Below are 19,556 nucleotides of genomic sequence, written 5' to 3' on the forward strand. Positions count from 1 at the left end.
GATATCTATTTTCGTTTTGATCCACCAACAGAGTTGATGTTCAAAAACATTTATTGATTAACGTCTTGCATGTTCAGTTTTCAAGGTTCATTTTGTTGTTATTGTAATCGCTTGTTGCAGCGACTTTAATATCTTAACATCTTTCATTTTTGATGTCAATAACTTTTTTGAAAAAGTTTTTTGAGTGAAAGTTTTAAGTTTTAACAACACGTCTTAGCGACAATTAATATAATACAATAGTGTCGATACTCATGTCAACACTTTTTCTAAAAAAATCCGAGGCGTTTTAAACGCCTCAATTAATATACAACTATTCAGCGATTTCTTCAACCTTATAATCTCTATGATATATGTTATTTCCTTTAGTCTCTACACGCTCTACAGAGATGTAGCCTTTATCTATTAAGTATTCGATGAAAACTTCAAGGTTAACTGAATAGTTTTTCAGCTCCTCTTGTTCATGCAATTCTTGAATTGTCCAAAAGTCTTTCTTAGACATTACTTCTATTACATGTGTTGCTCCATCTGCAGTACGAGAATGAATAAAGAACTCGCTTGCTAAAAATAATAACTCTAATCGTTTATCCAACGATTCTTCACTTGTAATAAGTTCTTCATATAATTTATAAATGGCTGGATCAATTTGTTTTACTTGCGACCACACTGTAACCTCAGGGTACATTCCTTTATCCATTACAGCAAGTCGAGCTAAATGATGCAATGATTCAACAACATGATTATAGGCATCTAAGTAATTTTTCTCTTCGAAACATACTTTACCTTCTAAGTATCTTCGTATAAGCTTTGCAAACTCAATACCCATTTTAATTTTCCGACCATAAAAAGGGAACTCCTTCAGTTCCTTTTTTAAATTAAAAAGATACTCATTACGATCGAATAATACTTTTCCAAAGAATAGCCAGTCGACTATCTTCTTATTAGTTCCTACTAATAACCATTTGTTTAACTGCTTCTCCGTAATAATGTGCATAGCAGCTTTTTTATCTTTAAATGTATAATGTTTCGTAAAGACTGGTCGGTCACTTTGTTTTGTAATAATAAGAAGTACCGTATCAAATGTATCTGTTATCGGGCTAACTTCTTCCCTTTTTTCTATTAAAATTACACCTATTGTATTCGGGTGACTTGCTCGTTCTTGGTATATGGGTCGTAGTAGCTGCTCCATAATGATCCTCCTATAGTCAATAGTCAATTTACTCTGTCTTAAACGTTCGACAAAAATAATAAGATTCCTGCATAAAATTTTCACTTCATATTACGATATCATTTTGTGTTATAGTATGTTGTAGATTAGGAGGCTTACAAATGAAACCATATAAAAATAAGATAAATAAAATCCGTTCATTTGCTTTATCTCTCATATTTATAGGCTTTATCATCATGTACGGCGCCATTTTCTTCAGAGAACACCAATGGTTAGTTATTATCTTCATGACACTAGGTATCCTCTGTATTCTTGGAAGTACTTTTGTATATGGATGGATTGGATTCCTTTCAACCCGAGCAGTATTAGTAGAATGTCCGGGGTGCCATAAACACACAAAAGTGCTTGGACGTGTAGATATGTGTATGTATTGCAATGAACCACTTACTTTAGATCCTTCATTAGAAGGACAAGAGTTTGATCAATCATTAAACAATCGCACAAAGCGTAATGATTAATGCCTTCACCCCGTTACTAAATTGTAACGGGGGTTTTTTATTGAAAAACCATTAAATAGTTTACCATAAAAAGAAGCTACCTATGTGTCATTCTTGACAGTTAAGTAGCTCCCTTACTTATTGAACTTTCGTAGCTTGCTCAGAACACGTCGGACAAGTTCCGTAAATTTCCATTCTGTGCGAGTTGATTTTGAAGCCAGTGACATGAGCGGCGAAATGTTCAACCTCATCAAGTCCTGGGTAATGGAAGTCTACAATCTTCCCACAACCTTCACAAATAATGTGATAGTGCTTATTTGTAACAAAATCAAAACGACTTGCGCTATCACCATATGTTAATTCTTTCACTAAACCTGATTCTCGGAATACACGAAGATTATTATAAACCGTTGCTACACTCATATTAGGGAATTTCCCTTCAAGTGCTTTGTATATTTCATCAGCTGTTGGATGTGACATTGTTTCGATTAAGTACTCTAAAATAGCATGACGTTGGGGGGTGATCCTTACGCCTGTTGTCTTTAGCGTGTCTAGAGCGCTTTTCAATTGCACTTCAGTCATCGCCATGCACCTCAATTCATAAAAATTATTAGTTTATAATTGTTATAATTAGTTTACTTAAAAACTAGGGCAAATGTCAACATATCCATCTATGAGTCACCTTTTTGTTCTGGTTTTTAATAAGGATAATTTACTAAGCATCAAAAATTAGCTCTAATTATCAAAAATATATCATTTTATTCCTTGTATCATTCTCAATTGCTCCTAGTTAATGATACTTTCACCTACTACTATAAAAGTTCCTGACTAATAACCTCTGGTAATATCCATTTTGTTAATAAGGTCTGTATCTCCCTCTAGCCACTTTGTTAAGTTAGGTTTGAAAATCTCTAAACTACGCTCCAAATACCTAGAAGAATGACTTGAGACATGAGGCGAAACAGTAACAGTACTCATCTGCCAAAAAGGATGATCTGCTGGTAACGGTTCTTCTTCATATACATCTAAAACTGCATGTGCGATTTCTCCTGCATTCAATGCGTTTATCAATACATCTGTGGATACTAAATCGCCGCGGCCAAAGTTCATGAATAATGCACTACCTTTCATCGCTTTGAAATGTTCACTATTTAATAAATGTTGTGTATCTGGAGTACTTGGTAAGACCGAAATAACTATATCAGCACTTGGTAATTCCTTTAGCAATGCACTAAAAGAAATCATATCATCCATATAATCTGCCGTATTTCCTGAGCGATTACACCCTATAGTATGTACGCCAAAAGCTTGCAACAATCGGCCAATCTCGGAACCAATTGCACCCGGTCCTAAAATAAGAGCGGTAGAACCATGAAGTTCCGTTGCTTTAGACTTACGGTTCCATTCAGCTTTTTGCTCTTGTTCATAGATCCATGCGAGTCCACGTTTATATGATAGAATGTGGGCAAGTACAGATTCTGCCATCGGGACTTTATGAATGCCACGTACATTAGAAACAACAATACCACGTTCAGCAATTTCCTTTTGAGGCATTTTCTCTATCCCTGCCGAAGCAACCATTATCCATTTTAGCTTCTTCGCTAACCTTATTTGCTCCGCTTCAATATCTTCACCATAAGTAACTATAACTTCTGCCTCTTTTAATACAGTATGATCCATATTGTCATGGAAGATAAAATCAATCGTAGGGAAATCTTGTATTAGTCCCTCTTTTAAATCTGGTCTTGGATCAAAAGTAAAATATACTATCATAACTATTCCCCCTTCTCCCGTATATAAGTTAGCACATCTTCAATATGTCCCTTCACCCGGACTTTGCGCCACTCTTTAATAATTACCCCATTTTCGTCTATCATAAAAGTAGAGCGTTCGATACCCATATATTCACGTCCGTACATTTTCTTCAATTTCCAAACGCCGTATTTTTCCGCAACTGCATGATCCTCATCTACTAATAGCGAAAATGGTAAACCATGTTTTTCTATAAATTTCTCATGTCTTTTTTCATCATCAGGACTTACTCCTAAAATAACAGTATTTAAATCAGAGAAATCACTATGAAAGTCTCTAAATTCACGTGCCTCTGTTGTACAACCAGGTGTCATATCTTTTGGGTAAAAATAGAGCACTACCGATTTCTTTCCATTATAATCTGCGAGCGATACCAGTTCACCCTGTTCATTTTTCAGAGTGAAATTTGGTGCTTGTTGTCCTTCTAGTACAGTCATATTTAATCCTCCTATTCACTTTTACAATAATTGTATCAATTTTTTGAAGAAACGTCGTTTTTTTGTCTACACTATAGGTTACTATCATAAGTTAATTAAGCTCATGAATAATCCGTTGTTGACCATCTTGAGGTAATCGGTTAAAGTAGCGGAATACTAGTATACAGAAAGAGAGGTTACCCATTTCAAATGAAATTAGGTGCCCGTATTTTAAAAACAGGTTTAGCTATTGTATTTGCACTATATATTGCAAATTTGCTTAACTTACCATCACCCGTCTTTGCCGGCATTGCTGCTATTTTCGCAATCCAACCATCTATTTATCGCTCTTATTTAACAATTTTAGAACAAGTACAATCGAATCTAATCGGTGCTGCAATAGCTGTTTCATTTGGTCTACTATTCGGCCATCAATATGTAGCCGTTGGATTAGCTGCTATCATAACTATTTCTATCGTCATTCGACTTGGTTTGGAAAATTGTATTTCCTTATCTCTTGTAACCGTCATCGCGATTTTAGAAGTTCAAGGTGATGATTTTCTTACTTTCGGTTTGATTCGATTTGTTACAGTACTCATCGGGGTACTTGCAGCATTCATCGTCAACCTAGTATTTTTACCACCTCGTTATGAAACAAGATTATTTCAATCCATCAATCTGTTGCAGGATGAAATTATTCGCTGGACTCGTCTTGCAGTTCGTCAAGCATCTGAACATACATCAACAAAACAGTCTTTGCGGAAATTAAAAGAGCATCATTTGAAACTCAACCAGTTATATTTATTTTATAAGGAAGAACGTAGATATATAAAAAATGAAAAGCATGTAAAAGCAAGAAAGCTTGTTGTTTATAGACAAATGATTACAACATCGAAGAAAAGTTTAGAAGTTTTACAAAGACTACATTTACATGAGAACGAGTTATCAAAACTTCCTGAGCAGTTTCATATTATGATTCAAGAACGTTTAGATTTCCTACTTACTTATCACGAACAACTCTTTTTGAAATATTCTGGGAAACTAAAGCCTGATCATAAGGCTTGGATTGGTCAAGAGGAATATTTACAAAGAAACGAAGTAATGGATATTTTCGCAGAACAAATTGCAATTTCACGCGAAAATGATGAGGACGAAGAATTTTCAAGCTATCATTTACTGCATATACTCTCTCGTATTTTAGATTACGAAGAAAACTTAGAGCATTTAGATACTCTTATTATGTCATATCAAAATCACCATGGTGATGAAATTAAACTTGAAATTGAAGACAGCATATTCTAAAAAAGCATCCAATGTATCGTTTTACTCGATACATTGGATGCTTTTATCATTTAATTTTTCATTTTAGGATCAAGAGCATCTCTTAAACCATCCCCCATTAAGTTAAACCCTAGAACAGTTAGCATAATCGCTAAACCTGGGAAAATCATAGTCCAAGGAGCATTGATTAAATAGATACGTGCATCAGCTAGCATTTTACCCCACTCTGGTGTAGGTGCTTCTGCTCCAAGTCCAAGAAAACCAAGTGCAGCCGCTTCAATAATTGCAGATGCGATGGCAAGTGTTCCTTGCACAATGACCGGTGTCATCGAATTCGGTAATATATGCGAAAAAAGAATCCGCGCATCTTTCATACCAATCGCTTTTGCAGAAGTAATATACTCTTCTTGCTTTATACTCAATACCTTTGAACGAATGAGTCTTCCAAAGTTCGGAACATTAATAATTGCAATAGCAATTAAAGCATTTTGCAAAGATGGACCAAGTATTGATACAACTGCAATCGCAAGTAATATACTTGGAAATGCTAACATAATATCAAAAATTCGTGAGATGATGGTATCAATCCAGCGACCATAATAACCAGCAATAATCCCCAATATACTTCCTACTACAACAGAACCAATAACTGAAGAAAAACCAACCCATAGTGATATTCTGGCGCCGTGAACGACCCGTGAAAAAATATCCCGACCAAAATCATCTGTACCAAACCAATGATCAGCTGATGGTGGCTGTAAACGGTCCTTTAACACTTGATCATTAATTCCCTCTGTAACTAACAATGGACCAATAATAGCTAGAAGGATGAAGAATGCAACAATTACTGCCCCTACAAGCGCAGCTTTACTTTTCTTAAAGCTACGCCATGCTTCTTTCCATGGACCAACCGATTGATTTTGTTTAATAACTACATCTATAGTTGCATTCGGTGCCATTTCAGACATATCGGACTCCCCCCTCCTTAGTCATATTTAATCCTCGGATCAATAAAACTATATAAAATATCTACGATTAAATTGATCATAACAAAAACAAAAGCGATCACTAATATACCAGATTGTATAACCGGATAATCACGGAATCCAATAGCATCGTAAATGTAGCGACCAATACCAGGCCAACTAAAGATAGTCTCAGTAAGGATAGCACCACCTAATAATAGTCCCATTTGCAAACCAATTACTGTTAATACAGGAATGATGGCATTTTTGAGAGCATGTTTGTAAACAACCCAGAACATATTTTGCCCTTTAGCTCGTGCTGTTCGAACATAATCAGAACGCATCACTTCAAGCATACTCGAACGTGTCATTCTCGCAATAATTGCCATCGGGATTGTCGCTAATGCAATTGCTGGTAATATTAAATGTTTTAATACATCCCAAAGCTGATCAAATCGACCATGAATAATCGTATCTACAACATACAAGTATGTAATAGGATCGACAGGATTCCTGGCATCCTCTCTACCTGATGTAGGGAGTAAATCCATTTGAATACCAAATACCCACTGCCCCATTAAACCTAACCAGAAAATAGGCATAGATACACCGATAAGTGCTAAAATCATTGCAAAATAATCAAACCAAGAATTTTGGAACCATGCTGAAACAATTCCTGCATTCACACCAATGATTACTGCTAAAATCATTGCAAAAAGAGCCAATTCAAATGTCGCTGCTAAATACGGCCACAATTCACTTGATACCGTTGCTTTCGTACGCATCGACTCACCTAAATCACCTGTCAATAGATCACCTAAATAATTAACATACTGAATATACCAAGGGTTATCCAATCCTAGGCTTGCTCGCAATGCCGCTTTCGCTTCTTTTGTAGCCTGCTGTCCTAAAATTACTTGAGCAGGATCACCTGGAATTGCACGTATTATTAAAAATACAATAAAGGTCATTCCGAGCAAAACCGGGATTAACTGTAGTAGTCTTTTTCCAATATAGTGAAGCATTTTCTTCACCTCTCCATCTCAATCGTGTTGAATAATTCTCGTTTGAAAAAACTCGCCTTCCGCCAAATAAGCGAAAGGCGTAGTTTAGTTGTCTAGCTTATTTAAAATCTACTTTTTCTAATCTGTCAGAACCAGTTGGGTGTGGTAATAAGTTAATGACATCTGATTTACTAGCTAATAGTGGTGTAGAGTGAGCCAGCGGAACCCAAGGTGCTTCTTCATTAAAGATTTCTTGAACTTCTTTGTATATCGCATTACGCTTCTCTTCATCTACTTCTGTTTGAGCTTCAATTAATAATTTGTGTGTTTTAGAATTTTTGTAGTAAGAGTAGTTGTTACTGCCGATGCTATCCTCATCAAGAAGGGCATATAAGAAGTTATCAGCATCTCCGTTATCGCCAGTCCAGCCAAGTAAGAATGCATCTGCTTCCCCTTTTTCAGCTTTATCTAAATATACGCCCCATTCATATGAAACGATTTTGCTCTTCATACCAACGTCAGCTAGGTTCTTTTGAATTGCTTCAGCAATTTTTTGGCCATCTGGCATATACGGACGTGGCACAGGCATAGCCCATAATTCGATTTGTTTACCATCATAGCCAGCTTCTTTTAATAGAGCCTTAGCTTTTTCTGGATCATATTCATAGCCTTTAACATCGTCATTGTAACCACCAATTACTGGCGGCATTTGGTTTTTCGCAACTTCAGCTTGACCTTCGAAGAAAGCATCAACAATCGCTTGCTTATCAATTGCATAGTTCATCGCTTGACGAACTTTTACATTATCAAAAGGTGGTCTCGTTACAGTTAAACCAAGATAACCAATGTTCATAGATGGACGTTTAAGTAATTGTAAATCAGCATTACCTTCAATCGATGCAGCATCCGATGGACTAATACCATCTGCTAAATCGATTTCACCTGTTGTTAAAGCATTTAAACGAGCAGAGTTATCAGGCATAGAACGGAATACCACTTTATCTAGTTTCGGTAATCCTTCTTGCCAATAATCTGGATTCTTTTCAATTGTAATTGAGTCATTACGTTTCCAAGAGACAAATTTGAATGGTCCAGTACCTACTGGATTTTCCCCAAATTTATCACCAAACTTTTCAAATGCTGTCGGACTCGCAATAGCGAATGGACTCATTGCAAGGTTTTTCAAGAATGGAGCTTGAGGTTGTTTTAAAGTGATAACTACTTTTAAATCACCGTCAGCTTTCACAGATTTGATTACTAGACTTTTATCATCTTTAAAGCCACCAAATACTGATTTAAAGTAAGGGAATTTCTCTGCATCGCCGTTCATCCAGCGTTCAAAGTTTTTCACTACTGCATCAGCGTTAAAATCAGTGCCATCATGGAATTTTACGCCTTCTTGTAAGTCAAATGTGTAGCTTAAACCATCTTTAGCAGCCTCCCAAGACTTAGCTAAACCAGGGTTTAATGTTGTATCTTGTTCACCAAAGTTGATTAGTTTTTCATATAAGTTCTCTGTTACTTTGTAAGTCTCTCCCTCTGTTGTAGCAATAGGATCAAGTGATACAGAATCTCCCCCACGACCAAAGACTAACGTTTTTTCTTTTTTCTCTCCGCCGCCTTTATCATCGCCCTTAACATCATCCTTTTCATCGGATGAACATGCTGCTAATGCTGTAGACAACACTAGTAATAACATCAAGCCTAGCGCTAACCATCTCTTTTTCCTCATATACATAACCCCTCCACACTTTGCTCTATTATCATTGTTGACCTTGCTCATTATATAAATGACAAGCAACAGAATGACCTTTCTCAACTTCCTTTAATACAGGTACTGTTTTCGAACAAATATCCATTTTAAATGGACATCTTGTATGGAATGTACATCCCGCAGGAGGATTTGAAGGACTTGGAATGTCCCCTGTTATCAATATTTGCTCCCGTGTAAAGTTCGGATCTGGTACAGGAACTGCTGATAATAAAGCCTTTGAATAAGGATGCAATGGTTTACTATATAAAGACTCACTATCTGCTAGCTCAACCATCTTCCCTAAATACATGACCCCTACACGGTCACTGATGTGACGAACAACACCTAGATCATGCGCTATAAATATATAAGTAAGCTTTAAATCCTTTTGCAAATCTTGCATTAAATTTAAAACTTGAGCTTGAATCGAAACGTCTAAAGCTGAAACAGGTTCATCTGCAATAATCAATTTCGGATTTGTCATTAACGCTCTTGCTATACCAATACGTTGTCTTTGTCCCCCACTAAATTGATGTGGGTATCGTCTGGCATGATAGCTACTGAGACCAACAATTTCTAGGAGCTCATTGACCCTTTTCTTACGTTCTTTTGCATCTCCAATACCATGAACAATTAGAGGCTCCTCTAGAATCTTGCCTATTGAATGTCGAGGATTTAGTGAGGCATAAGGATCTTGGAAAACCATTTGAATTTCACGGCGAGCTTTACGCATTTCCTCTTTTGTTAAATCGGATAGTAATTTACCGTCAAATTCAATGCTTCCTTCTGTTGGCTCTAGCAATCTCATAAGCATACGACCCGTAGTAGATTTACCACAGCCGGATTCCCCTACAATCCCAAGCGTTTCACCTTCATTCACATAAAAGGAAACATCATCAACCGCTTTGACCTGACCTGATACTTTTCCAAGTGTACCTTGGCGAATCGGAAAGTATTTCTTCAACCCTTTAACTTTCAACAACGGCTCTGTCAACTGCGGACACCTCCTTTCTTTCGTGCAAGAAGCATCTCGTCTTATGTTCTGGGCTTGTTTGATATAAATTCGGATTTTCTACACGGCATTGTTCGAATGCAAATTCACAACGAGCAGCAAAACGACAACCAGTACGAACAGATCCCGGTTTTGGCACGTTTCCAGGTATGGAATATAATCGTTGTTTTTTAAAGCGCATATCTGGCACAGATTGAATAAGTCCTTTTGTATACGGATGTTGTGGGTCGTTGAATAATAATTTGACGGGACCCTCTTCTACTACTTGCCCTCCATACATAACGACAACTCGCTCACACGTTTCTGCGACAACGCCTAAATCATGTGTAATCATAATAACTGCTGTATTCAATCTCTCATTTAGGTCTTTCATTAATTGTAAAATTTGTGCTTGAATCGTTACGTCTAATGCTGTCGTTGGTTCATCTGCAATAAGTACTTTTGGATCACAGACAAGTGCCATCGCTATCATCACACGTTGGCGCATACCACCAGATAATTGATGTGGGTATTCCTTTATTAACTCTTCAGCTCTTGGTAAACCTACTAACTTCATCATTTCAATAGCACGATTTCTAGCCTGTTTTTTTGACCAATCTTTATGATGGATTAAAATTGCTTCCATCAATTGATTCCCTATTGTAAATAGCGGATTCAGTGACGTCATTGGTTCTTGGAAAATCATCGCTATATCTTTCCCTCGTACTTTACGCATTTCTTTTTGAGAAAGCTTAGTTAAATCCTTGCCATCAAATTCTATTTGTCCATCTGTAATTTTACCCGGCGGAGATGGTACAAGCCCCATAATTGATAAAGCGCTTACACTCTTACCACAGCCCGACTCACCTACAATGCCAAGTATTTCACCTTCTCTTACCGAAAAATTAATATTATCTACTGCAGGGATTTCACCATCATCTGTGAAAAATGTCGTCTGAAGTCCTCTCACTCGTAGTAATTCTTTACGATCACTCATTTAGTCCCTCCTTTTTAATTCGATAATTCGATATTTTCTAAATATTCAATTCTTTTTATCTATTTTATACTGTTAATTTGAAAAATTGCAATACTTTTCATATTTAAGTATTTTTATAACAAAAAAAGACTTCCCATAAATGAGAAGTCTTTTTTTCATCTTCATTATGCATCTAGTCTTTGCATATGGAACAGGTTATGATAAATTCCTTGTTGTTCTATCAGTTGCTCATGTGTACCTTGTTCTTTTAGTTCACCATGATCTATAACTAGAATCTGATCGGCATGTGTGATTGTTGATAAGCGGTGAGCTACAACGATTGTTGTTCTATCATGAGCTAACTTGTCTAATGATTCTTGAATTAGTGATTCACTTTCTAAATCTAATGCTGATGTTGCTTCATCCAGAATAAGGATCGGTGGATTTTTCAAAAAGACTCTGGCGATAGCAACTCGTTGTTTTTGTCCACCAGATAATTTAACACCACGTTCTCCAACTTTCGTATCGTACCCTTCTGGTAGTGACATGATGAAGTCATGAGCATTAGCTGCCTTGGCCGCTGCAATTACTTCCTCATTAGATGCATCTGGACGTCCCATTAAAATATTTGATTTAACAGAATCGCTAAATAAAATATTATCTTGTAGTACGATTCCAATTTGTGAGCGTAACGAATGGATTGTTGCCTCTCTAATATCAATTCCGTCAACTTTTATAGCACCTTCCACCACGTCGTAAAATCGAGGTATTAGTCCGACTATCGTGGATTTACCTCCACCACTCATTCCAACTAGCGCAATTGTTTGACCTGCTTGAATGTTAAAGCTTACATTGTTCAATACTTTCTGTTCATCTTCAGTATATCGGAATGATACTTTTTCAAATTGTACATCCCCTTTTAGTGGAGGTAGTGCAGCGGCATTTGGTTGGTTTTCTACATCGTATTTCTCATCTATCAACTCAAATACACGATCCATCGAGGCGATTGATTGAGTTAATGTCGTTGAAGAAGTTACAAGTCTACGTAATGGTCCATATAGGCGATCGATATAAGCAACAAACGCTACCATCGCACCAACAGAAAGGGGGCCTTGAATAACCATATAACCTGCAAAACCAATAACGAGTAACGGAGCTACTTCAGTAATCGTATTAATCACAGCAAAAGCTTTAGCATTCCATTTGGTTTGATCAAGTGCCTTGTCTAAAAACTCCCCGTTTGTCTCATCGAAAAATTTCTGTTCATGCTTCTCTAATGTGAAGCTTTTTATAATGCTCATTCCTTGAACACGTTCATGTAAATAGCTTTGTACTCCTGCTAATGCTTGTGAGCGTTTGCGTGTTAAATCACGTAATCTACCGAAAAAATATTTTACACAAAACGCGTAGAATGGAAAGACGATTAACGTTACTAACGTCAATTTCACATCTAATGTTAGCATAATCCCAATAGCGATTAGAATTGTTGCTAAATCCAGCCAAACATTCATCAGACCAGTCATGATAAAATTCTTAGTTTGCTCCACATCATTAATGACACGGGAAATAATTTCACCAGCACGTGAATTTGCATAATAGTTCATGCTTAGCTTTTGGAGATGTCCATACAATTCTTTGCGAATATCATATAATATCTTATTACTCACATGCTGAGCAAAATACTGACGATAATATTCTATCGGTGGTCTTAAAACAAAAAATACAACAGCTGTCCCGCCAAGCCAATAGAAAAGCTGTAACGTTTTTTCATCGTTTGTTAAATTTTCGGCCATCACAATATCATCAATTACAATTTTGATTAATATCGGAATAAATAATGGGATTGCGAATTTAACAATTCCTATAACAAGTGTTAATAGAATCTCCCAATTATAAGGCTTTACGAATCGCATATAGCGTTTAATACTGTCCAAAAAGTCACTCCCTTTTCAAGCGAAAAGCCTGCTGGTTTTCACCAACAGGCATTTATTAGTCATTATCATGAAGCTTTCTTTGAAATTGATAACGGCTCGTCCAAGCCTCTATAAAGTCAGGCGCAAATGGTCCACGTCTTTGGTGAATCCAACTAAGTAACTTATCAACATTTGATTTCAATATTTGATCAATTACAGATGGATAACTCATTTCCTTTTTATGTTGTTCATACTCATCTTCATCAAGTAAAGTATAAGACATATCGGGAAACACTTTTACATCTAGGTCATAGTCAATATACTTAATAGCGTTATTATCAAAAACAAATGGAGAGCTCATATTACAGTAGTAATATACTCCATCTTCTCTCAACATACAAATAATATTAAACCAGTGCTCTGCATGAAAGTAACAAATGGACGGTTCACGTGTTAACCATGTTCTACCATCCGCCTCCGTTACGAGTGTACGTTCATTCGCTCCGATGACTATATTTTTTGTGCCTTTCAATACCATCGTTTCTTGCCAGACACGGTGGATACGGCCATTGTGTTTATAACTATGTATTTGTATTGTTTCACCTTCTAATGGAATCGCCATGCTAATGCCCACCTTTTCGATAAACACTTATTGGAAAAGCGCTCTTTGCTTAACATTATAACAATCATGAATAAAAACTTGTAGCAAAAAATAAGCGAAGGCCAAAAGCCTTCGCTCATTAGGGTGTGTCCCATGATTAGTTCGAGTTATTTTGATTATTCTTAGCAAATTTACCCGAAGCTTTTTGCTTGTTTTGCTCAGCTTTATTATTTTGCTTTGCTACTTCGCTGAAATCAGTTTCAGCTCCAAACTCCTCAAACATGTTTTGCGCGTTGTTTTGCGCATTATTTTGTGACTTGTTTGCACTGTTTTGATTCTTTTTCATGGAAATCACCTCCGTGCTATCTAATTTGCGTAGCTTGGAGATATTTATTCTTGGTAATATTTCCTTTATAAATTTGATAATTCGATTTGATATCTTTGCCACACTTTTTGCATTGGTACTGGCATTGGCAAAGCAGCCATCTCTTCAACCGTAAACCATTGACAATTATTAGGTATGATTTGTTGCTCCTCACAACTAACAAAGTAACTTTCTATATGCCAAGTTAAATGTGAAAAAATATGTTTGAATGAAGTTAATTTTTCGCGTGATAATAAGTTTAAGCTATATTGTTCTGCTAATGTCGTTTCGTTTGTAGTATCGGTATCATTTTTTTGCTCAATCATTGGAAATTGCCACATATTCGCTAGTAGTCCTTTTTCAGGACGCTTTTCGATTAAAAATTGGCCTTTAGTATTTCTCACAACATACACGTCATATGGAATGTGCTTCATCTTTATTTTTTTCGTTTTAATAGGTAACTTCTCAGGATTGCCCTCATTGAAAGCTGTACAAAATTCTCGTACTGGGCATAATAAACACTTTGGAGAGGTCGGAGTACAAATCATCGCACCTAACTCCATTAAGCCTTGATTAAATTCGGATGGATGAATTGGATCAATGAGTTCCATAACAGCATTTTCAAACGTTTTTTTAGTCTTGGGAAGTGCAATATCTTCTTCAATTAGTAAAACTCTGCTTAGAACACGCATAACATTGCCATCAACAGCATGCTCTGCTTTATTATAGGCAATACTAAGAACCGCTCCTGCAGTATATGGCCCAACACCTTTTAGTTTAGAAATTTCTGGTCGATTGTCAGGTACTTTGCTGTTATAATTTTCGACTACTTCTCGAACACCAGCTTGTAAATTGCGTGCACGTGAATAATATCCTAATCCTTCCCATTGCTTCAACAACTTCTCCTCTGGAGCGTCTGCCAAATGTCGAATTGTTGGAAATTCACTTAAAAATCGTTCATAATATGGGATAACCGTGTCGACTCTTGTCTGTTGAAGCATTACTTCTGATACCCAAATTTTATAAGGGTCTGTCGTTTTTCTCCACGGTAAATCCCGTTTTTCTTTTTTAAACCACTCGACTAATGCTTGTTGGAATTGATGTTTATATTGATAGTACACTTTTTCCTCCTAGGTATTTTCGATTTATTTTAAAAATGCATAAAGCTATAAAATGTAAACCAACTGATAATTTTTATCTAATAAAATTGAAACAATTTCTCTCCCAATATTTAAGGAGCTGATTATTTTTGGATTCAGGTACACATTTAGTAATGGGTATTGCACTAGGTGGTTTAGCATTGGCTGACCCAGTAGTAGCAGGTAGTTCCATGACAACAGCTGCAGTTATTACAGCAACAATCATTGGATCACAAGCACCCGATATCGATACAGTTTTAAAACTGCGTAATAATGCTGTCTATATTCGGAACCATCGAGGGATTACACATTCAATTCCCGCTGTTATATTATGGCCTATTCTAATCACAGGCGTGTTATCTTTGTTATTTCAAGGTGCTAATATATTACATCTATGGCTTTGGACATTTTTGGCTGTTTTTCTTCACGTTTTTGTTGATATTTTTAACGCTTATGGAACACAAGCATTTCGGCCACTATCAAAGAAATGGATTGCGCTCGGTGTTATTAATACATTCGATCCTATAATTTTTGGATTACATGTAATAGCGCTAATGCTATGGGCGTTTGGCTCTGATCCCGTTTGGACAATAACCAGTTTGTATTGCATTATTGTGATTTACTATTTAATCCGCTTTACCTTACAGCAAGCAGTTAAGCATGCTGTTAAAAATACCATTCCAGATGCCGAGAAAATAATACTTTCACCAACAATGCGCTTTTTCCAATGGCGTGTTGCAGTAAACTCAAGCTCCACTCACTATGTCGGACGAGCTTATGGGCGATCTATCACCGTATATGATAAATTCCCAATAGAACCACTACCAGACACTCCATTATTCCACGCAGCGTTAGAAGATTCCAATTTAGCTGCATTCGTATCATTCTCTCCGTTATATCGTTGGGAAGTAAGTGAGCTTGAAAATAATTACCATGAAGTACGGTTAATCGATCTACGTTATCGAAGCGAAAATCATTATCCATTCGTAGCCGTCGCACTACTAAACGACAATCATGATGTTATCCAATCATACACAGGCTGGATATTTAGCGAAGACAAACTACGGAAAAAACTGGTTGTGGATTAACTTAAATGCTGAAGCGGCCAATTCAGCAATCCAACTGTTGCACTAACTTATCAAACCTTTAGAAAAGCTGCCGAAATCGGCAGCTTTTATTGTTTCTAATGAAATTGCTTGATGAGCATTATAAATATAAGCTTATCAATTTTCAATCAAGCATCTCATTTTAAAAATGCTATCAACTAATAAACACCCTCAATAAACTGACCGCTACATAATAACGTAGCGGTCAGTTTATTGTAATCAGTTGTCAGTTGCGTCTAGTAAGTGAGCGTATTTTGGATTACGTCCTGCGAATTCATGTAGTTGATGACCATAGCCTTGAATCCATTGGCGAATAATTTTCTCCGTCATTTCAGCACCTTGATAATCATAACCTGCTTTTGCATATGTCGCTTCAAAATCAGACCATAATAATTCAATCCACACGCGTGCACGTTCTTCTGTTAATAATTCATTACTATCTTTTAGTTCCAATACAAGTTGATCTACTATTGATTCCAATTTACATACCTTCCTTTACTGGTGTTAACATTGAGATTGGTAATGCTTCTTCATAATGATCACCACCAAGTCGATATCCCCATCCAAAGCGTCCTTTTAAGTATTCCAATTGGAAGAACACACCTGGATCACCTTCAATACGATACATTTCGCCTGGTTTGAAATCATCTGGGTTCAATAAAAATGCTTGCGCCATCAATGCTTTTCGTTCATAAACGGCAAATTCATTGAGAATGCCTAGTTGCTCTGCTTTTCTCGCCTTTTCTTTTAATGTTGCGATTTCTGTTCGTAATTCTGATGGTGTCATATCGCTATATTTTTTATCCATTTTCTTGCTCCTTCTCTTCTATGAAAGTTTCTATAATATTAGCAGGAAAGCCTTTTTGATATAGAGTTTGCTTTACACGCATATGCAGATCATATCCGCTATATTTCGTAGCATATTTACGCCATGCTTTGTCACCTTGTACTTGAATCATTTGTTGCCATTCATCATCTTCTCGTGAAAATTCAATTTGTTCAAGCACTTGCTCTATTATCGCAAAGGAATAGCCTTTTCGCATTAAGTTATCTTGAATTTTCTGTTTTACTTGAGTCGGTGTTTTACGTCGTTCAGAAAAAGCTACCTTCTCTCCTAGCTTCAAGGCAATGCTAAGCTGCTCTTCCTCAGAAAAGGTTTCAAGTACTTCTTCCTGTAACTTTTTATCTATACCTTTTTTCTGCATATCTTGTCTAATTGCACGAGGACCTTTTTTTGCAGTCTTCTTCTTCGTTTCAAGAAGTGCTTTTGTATATGTGGCATCATTTAAGAAGCCATGTTTATTTAATTTTTGAATTGCCTCTTGAATAACAGCCTCTCCAAATTCTAAGTCAAGAAGCTTCTTTCTTACTTCATATTCACTGCGCATTTGATAACTCAAAAAGCCCAGTGCACGATTATATGCTCTTTGAATTTCATCATCAAAGGCAATCTCATCTAGCTCGAGCCCTTCAATCACTTTTCCTTTTGTCAGGCCAAACTGAATTAAAATGGTTTCATCAACACTAAAAGCGTATTCTTCATTTAAAAAGATATTATAGCGCTCTTGATTTTTCTTTTGGCGCGTAATTTTTGTGATTACTCGAGTCATCGAAACACTCCTTCACTTAAATATAGTATACATCTTTTCTAAGTTACCTTCATTTCATCTATACTTACATATAATGAAAGCATACATATGTATGGAAAGCTAATACACTTGATCTGATTAGAGCATTCAAATAGTTCATGTTTTTTCACTGACTAATCATACATGGAGGGACGACAAAATTATGAAAATTGCAATTGCAGGTGGCACAGGTTTTGTAGGTCGTGAGCTTACAAAACTTTTACAACAACAAGGTCATGACGTTTTTATCTTAACGCGAAAAAAAAGCTATGAAGCAAATGGTATTCACTATATACAATGGCTAACAGAAAATGCAATGCCTGAAGAACATTTACAAAGTATAGATGCCTTTATTAATCTAGCTGGTACTTCATTAAATGAAGGTCGTTGGACAGATAAGCGTAAAAAGGACATTTACGACAGTCGCATCTCTGCTACAAAAGAAGTTCTACGTATTATTGAAACACTTGATGTGAAACCTAAAGTACTGATTAATGCTAGTGCAATTGGCATCTATCCATCTTCAAAAGCTGCAACCTACACAGAAGGCTCATCTCAAGTCGCAAAAGACTTTTTAGGTAAAACAGTCAAACACTGGGAGCAAGAAGCAAAAAAAGCCGAAAACTTTGGAGTCCGTGTAGCAATGGCACGTTTCGGTGTCATCTTAGGTAAAGATTCTAGTGCACTTTCTCTAATGGTTTTACCTTATAAACTTTATGTAGGTGGTACAGTTGGTTCTGGCTCACAATGGGTATCTTGGGTTCATGTCAAAGATGTTGCATCTGCATTATGTTTTGCATTAGAAAATGACCAAATTGTTGGCCCATTTAACATAACATCACCTAATCCAATTCGGATGAAGCAAGTAGGAGAAATGATAGCCTCTATTCTAAGTAGACCACATTGGTTTCCTACTCCGTCATTTTTACTAAAAATTGCATTAGGGGAAAAAAGTAATCTCGTTTTAGAAGGACAGCAGGTTTTACCGAAAGTTTTACTAACAGAAAACTTTCATTTTGAATACCCAACACTTGAAGCGGCCTTAGAAAATTTGTACGCATAAAGAACGTTCCTTGGCGCAACCTACCTTAAAAATAGAAAGGTTGCGTTAAATATGTGGAAAAACCATTTGCTCGGAGTCGTCATTGCAAGTGCTATTGTTTTTATTGGTGCCACCGTCAATCCATTTAGCGCTTTTGCAGATGAACTTCATTGGGGTTTTAAAAAAGCTCAAAACGAACAACCAGCAGAAGCTGGAGCAGCATTTGATCAAACCTTAGAGAAATACGGCGCCCTTTATAAAGGAAGTCCTGATGAAAAGGTTATTTATCTAACTTTCGATAACGGCTATGAAAATGGCTATACAGCAAGCATACTGGACACTTTAAAAAAGGAAAAAATTCAAGCGACATTTTTCCTGACAGGTCATTATTTAACGAGTGCTACCCCACTTGTTAAGCGCATGATTGAAGAAGGTCATGATATTGGTAACCACTCATATGGGCACCCAAATATGGCCAGAATAAGTGAAGAAGAAATATTAAAGGAATGGAAGAAATTCGATGATAAGCTAAGAGAGATTACAAAAGTTGAACGAACTATTTTTGCAAGACCACCTGAAGGCTCATTTAACGAAAAACTACTTCAAGTAGGAAATGATGCTGGCTACCGACACATTTTCTGGTCAGTTGCCTTTAAAGACTGGCTTGCTGACAAACCTCAAGGCTGGAAATATTCATATGATAACCTTATGTCACAGCTACATCCTGGTGCCATCGTCCTCATGCATACAGTGTCGCCTGATAATGCGGAAGCTTTACCAAAATTCATCGAAGCTGCACGCAAGAAAGGCTATCGATTTGATTCCATTAATAATCTTGTAAACAAAGAAGCTGGTTTAGCTGGTTCTTTCAAAACACACGACCGTTCGTTATAATGAATGGAC

At 36.6% G+C, this 19,556-nt stretch carries 21 protein-coding genes; 5 read left to right on the top strand and 16 right to left on the bottom strand.

Features of this window, described 5'->3' with window-relative positions; genetic code table 11:
- Nucleotides 1-310 precede the first annotated feature (310 nt).
- A complete protein-coding gene (locus BK137_RS18495) occupies nt 311-1,186 on the bottom strand; it encodes a nucleotidyltransferase-like protein (protein ID WP_038178493.1) in 876 nt (291 codons plus the stop codon).
- A gap of 140 nt (nt 1,187-1,326) precedes the next feature.
- Here BK137_RS18495 and BK137_RS18500 point away from each other — a divergent pair, with 140 nt between their 5' ends.
- Nucleotides 1,327-1,683 carry a YgzB family protein gene (locus BK137_RS18500; protein ID WP_038178495.1) on the top strand — a complete coding sequence of 119 codons (357 nt, stop codon included), beginning with the start codon at nt 1,327-1,329 and terminating at the stop codon, nt 1,681-1,683.
- Nucleotides 1,684-1,800: 117 nt separating this feature from the next.
- Here BK137_RS18500 and perR read toward each other — a convergent pair whose 3' ends face one another.
- The 3 genes from perR to bcp all read right to left on the bottom strand — a co-directional run bounded on the left by perR (nt 1,801) and on the right by bcp (nt 3,911).
- Nucleotides 1,801-2,244, bottom strand: coding sequence for a peroxide-responsive transcriptional repressor PerR (perR, locus tag BK137_RS18505; protein WP_179078290.1), 444 nt, complete (start codon nt 2,242-2,244; stop codon nt 1,801-1,803).
- Between the two features lie 246 nt (nt 2,245-2,490).
- Nucleotides 2,491-3,435: a D-2-hydroxyacid dehydrogenase gene (locus BK137_RS18510; RefSeq protein WP_038178526.1), complete on the bottom strand. Its 945-nt coding sequence runs from the start codon at nt 3,433-3,435 to the stop codon at nt 2,491-2,493.
- Between the two features lie 2 nt (nt 3,436-3,437).
- Nucleotides 3,438-3,911, bottom strand: a complete 474-nt coding sequence (gene bcp / locus BK137_RS18515) for a thioredoxin-dependent thiol peroxidase (protein WP_038178527.1) — start codon at nt 3,909-3,911, stop codon at nt 3,438-3,440.
- A 189-nt stretch (nt 3,912-4,100) separates the two neighbouring features.
- Here bcp and BK137_RS18520 point away from each other — a divergent pair, with 189 nt between their 5' ends.
- On the top strand, nt 4,101-5,192 hold the full coding sequence (locus BK137_RS18520; RefSeq protein WP_038178529.1) for an FUSC family protein: 1,092 nt from the start codon (nt 4,101-4,103) through the stop codon (nt 5,190-5,192).
- A gap of 50 nt (nt 5,193-5,242) precedes the next feature.
- On the opposite strand, the gene BK137_RS18525 is transcribed toward BK137_RS18520, so the two are convergent.
- From BK137_RS18525 to mutY, 9 genes are all read right to left on the bottom strand, one after another.
- Nucleotides 5,243-6,139 (bottom strand): ABC transporter permease, encoded by an 897-nt coding sequence (locus BK137_RS18525; RefSeq protein WP_038178531.1) that lies wholly within the window; start codon nt 6,137-6,139, stop codon nt 5,243-5,245.
- Between the two features lie 17 nt (nt 6,140-6,156).
- On the bottom strand, nt 6,157-7,161 hold the full coding sequence (locus BK137_RS18530) for an ABC transporter permease (protein ID WP_038178533.1): 1,005 nt from the start codon (nt 7,159-7,161) through the stop codon (nt 6,157-6,159).
- A 97-nt stretch (nt 7,162-7,258) separates the two neighbouring features.
- Entirely contained in the window at nt 7,259-8,872 is a 1,614-nt protein-coding gene (locus BK137_RS18535; protein ID WP_038178535.1) for an ABC transporter substrate-binding protein, read from the bottom strand.
- A 31-nt stretch (nt 8,873-8,903) separates the two neighbouring features.
- Nucleotides 8,904-9,887 carry an ABC transporter ATP-binding protein gene (locus BK137_RS18540; protein ID WP_038178537.1) on the bottom strand — a complete coding sequence of 328 codons (984 nt, stop codon included), beginning with the start codon at nt 9,885-9,887 and terminating at the stop codon, nt 8,904-8,906.
- Nucleotides 9,862-10,881: an ABC transporter ATP-binding protein gene (locus tag BK137_RS18545; protein WP_038178539.1), complete on the bottom strand. Its 1,020-nt coding sequence runs from the start codon at nt 10,879-10,881 to the stop codon at nt 9,862-9,864. The genes BK137_RS18540 and BK137_RS18545 overlap by 26 nt, the downstream gene beginning before the upstream one ends.
- A 164-nt stretch (nt 10,882-11,045) precedes the next feature.
- Nucleotides 11,046-12,794, bottom strand: a complete 1,749-nt coding sequence (locus BK137_RS18550) for an ABC transporter ATP-binding protein (protein WP_038178541.1) — start codon at nt 12,792-12,794, stop codon at nt 11,046-11,048.
- Between the two features lie 55 nt (nt 12,795-12,849).
- Nucleotides 12,850-13,395 (bottom strand): nucleoside tri-diphosphate phosphatase, encoded by a 546-nt coding sequence (gene ntdP, locus BK137_RS18555; RefSeq protein ID WP_038178543.1) that lies wholly within the window; start codon nt 13,393-13,395, stop codon nt 12,850-12,852.
- Between the two features lie 136 nt (nt 13,396-13,531).
- Complete coding sequence (locus BK137_RS18560) at nt 13,532-13,720, bottom strand: gamma-type small acid-soluble spore protein (protein ID WP_038178545.1); 189 nt, start codon at nt 13,718-13,720, stop codon at nt 13,532-13,534.
- Nucleotides 13,721-13,785: 65 nt separating this feature from the next.
- Complete coding sequence (mutY, locus tag BK137_RS18565; RefSeq protein ID WP_038178547.1) at nt 13,786-14,859, bottom strand: A/G-specific adenine glycosylase; 1,074 nt, start codon at nt 14,857-14,859, stop codon at nt 13,786-13,788.
- Between the two features lie 128 nt (nt 14,860-14,987).
- On the opposite strand from mutY, the gene BK137_RS18570 reads away from it, so the two are divergent.
- Nucleotides 14,988-15,965, top strand: a complete 978-nt coding sequence (locus tag BK137_RS18570) for a metal-dependent hydrolase (RefSeq protein ID WP_038178549.1) — start codon at nt 14,988-14,990, stop codon at nt 15,963-15,965.
- A gap of 237 nt (nt 15,966-16,202) precedes the next feature.
- Here BK137_RS18570 and BK137_RS18575 read toward each other — a convergent pair whose 3' ends face one another.
- From BK137_RS18575 to recX, 3 genes are read right to left on the bottom strand one after another with little or no spacing between them, the layout of a single operon-like run.
- Complete coding sequence (locus BK137_RS18575; RefSeq protein ID WP_038178550.1) at nt 16,203-16,463, bottom strand: YfhJ family protein; 261 nt, start codon at nt 16,461-16,463, stop codon at nt 16,203-16,205.
- Between the two features lies 1 nt (nt 16,464).
- On the bottom strand, nt 16,465-16,791 hold the full coding sequence (locus tag BK137_RS18580; RefSeq protein ID WP_038178552.1) for a YfhH family protein: 327 nt from the start codon (nt 16,789-16,791) through the stop codon (nt 16,465-16,467).
- Nucleotides 16,784-17,593 carry a recombination regulator RecX gene (recX, locus tag BK137_RS18585; protein WP_038178554.1) on the bottom strand — a complete coding sequence of 270 codons (810 nt, stop codon included), beginning with the start codon at nt 17,591-17,593 and terminating at the stop codon, nt 16,784-16,786. The genes BK137_RS18580 and recX overlap by 8 nt, the downstream gene beginning before the upstream one ends.
- Nucleotides 17,594-17,774: 181 nt before the next feature.
- On the opposite strand from recX, the gene BK137_RS18590 reads away from it, so the two are divergent.
- Together BK137_RS18590 and BK137_RS18595 are read left to right on the top strand one after the other, a co-directional pair.
- The gene (locus BK137_RS18590; RefSeq protein ID WP_038178556.1) at nt 17,775-18,674 is read left to right on the top strand and encodes a TIGR01777 family oxidoreductase; all 900 of its coding nucleotides are present in this window, start codon (nt 17,775-17,777) and stop codon (nt 18,672-18,674) included.
- A gap of 51 nt (nt 18,675-18,725) precedes the next feature.
- Nucleotides 18,726-19,547, top strand: a complete 822-nt coding sequence (locus BK137_RS18595; RefSeq protein WP_038178558.1) for a polysaccharide deacetylase family protein — start codon at nt 18,726-18,728, stop codon at nt 19,545-19,547.
- Nucleotides 19,548-19,556: the final 9 nt, after the last annotated feature.

Origin of the sequence: Viridibacillus arenosi (assembly GCF_001955655.1) — a bacterium.
GTDB classification, from domain to species: Bacteria; Bacillota; Bacilli; order Bacillales_A; family Planococcaceae; genus Viridibacillus; species Viridibacillus arenosi.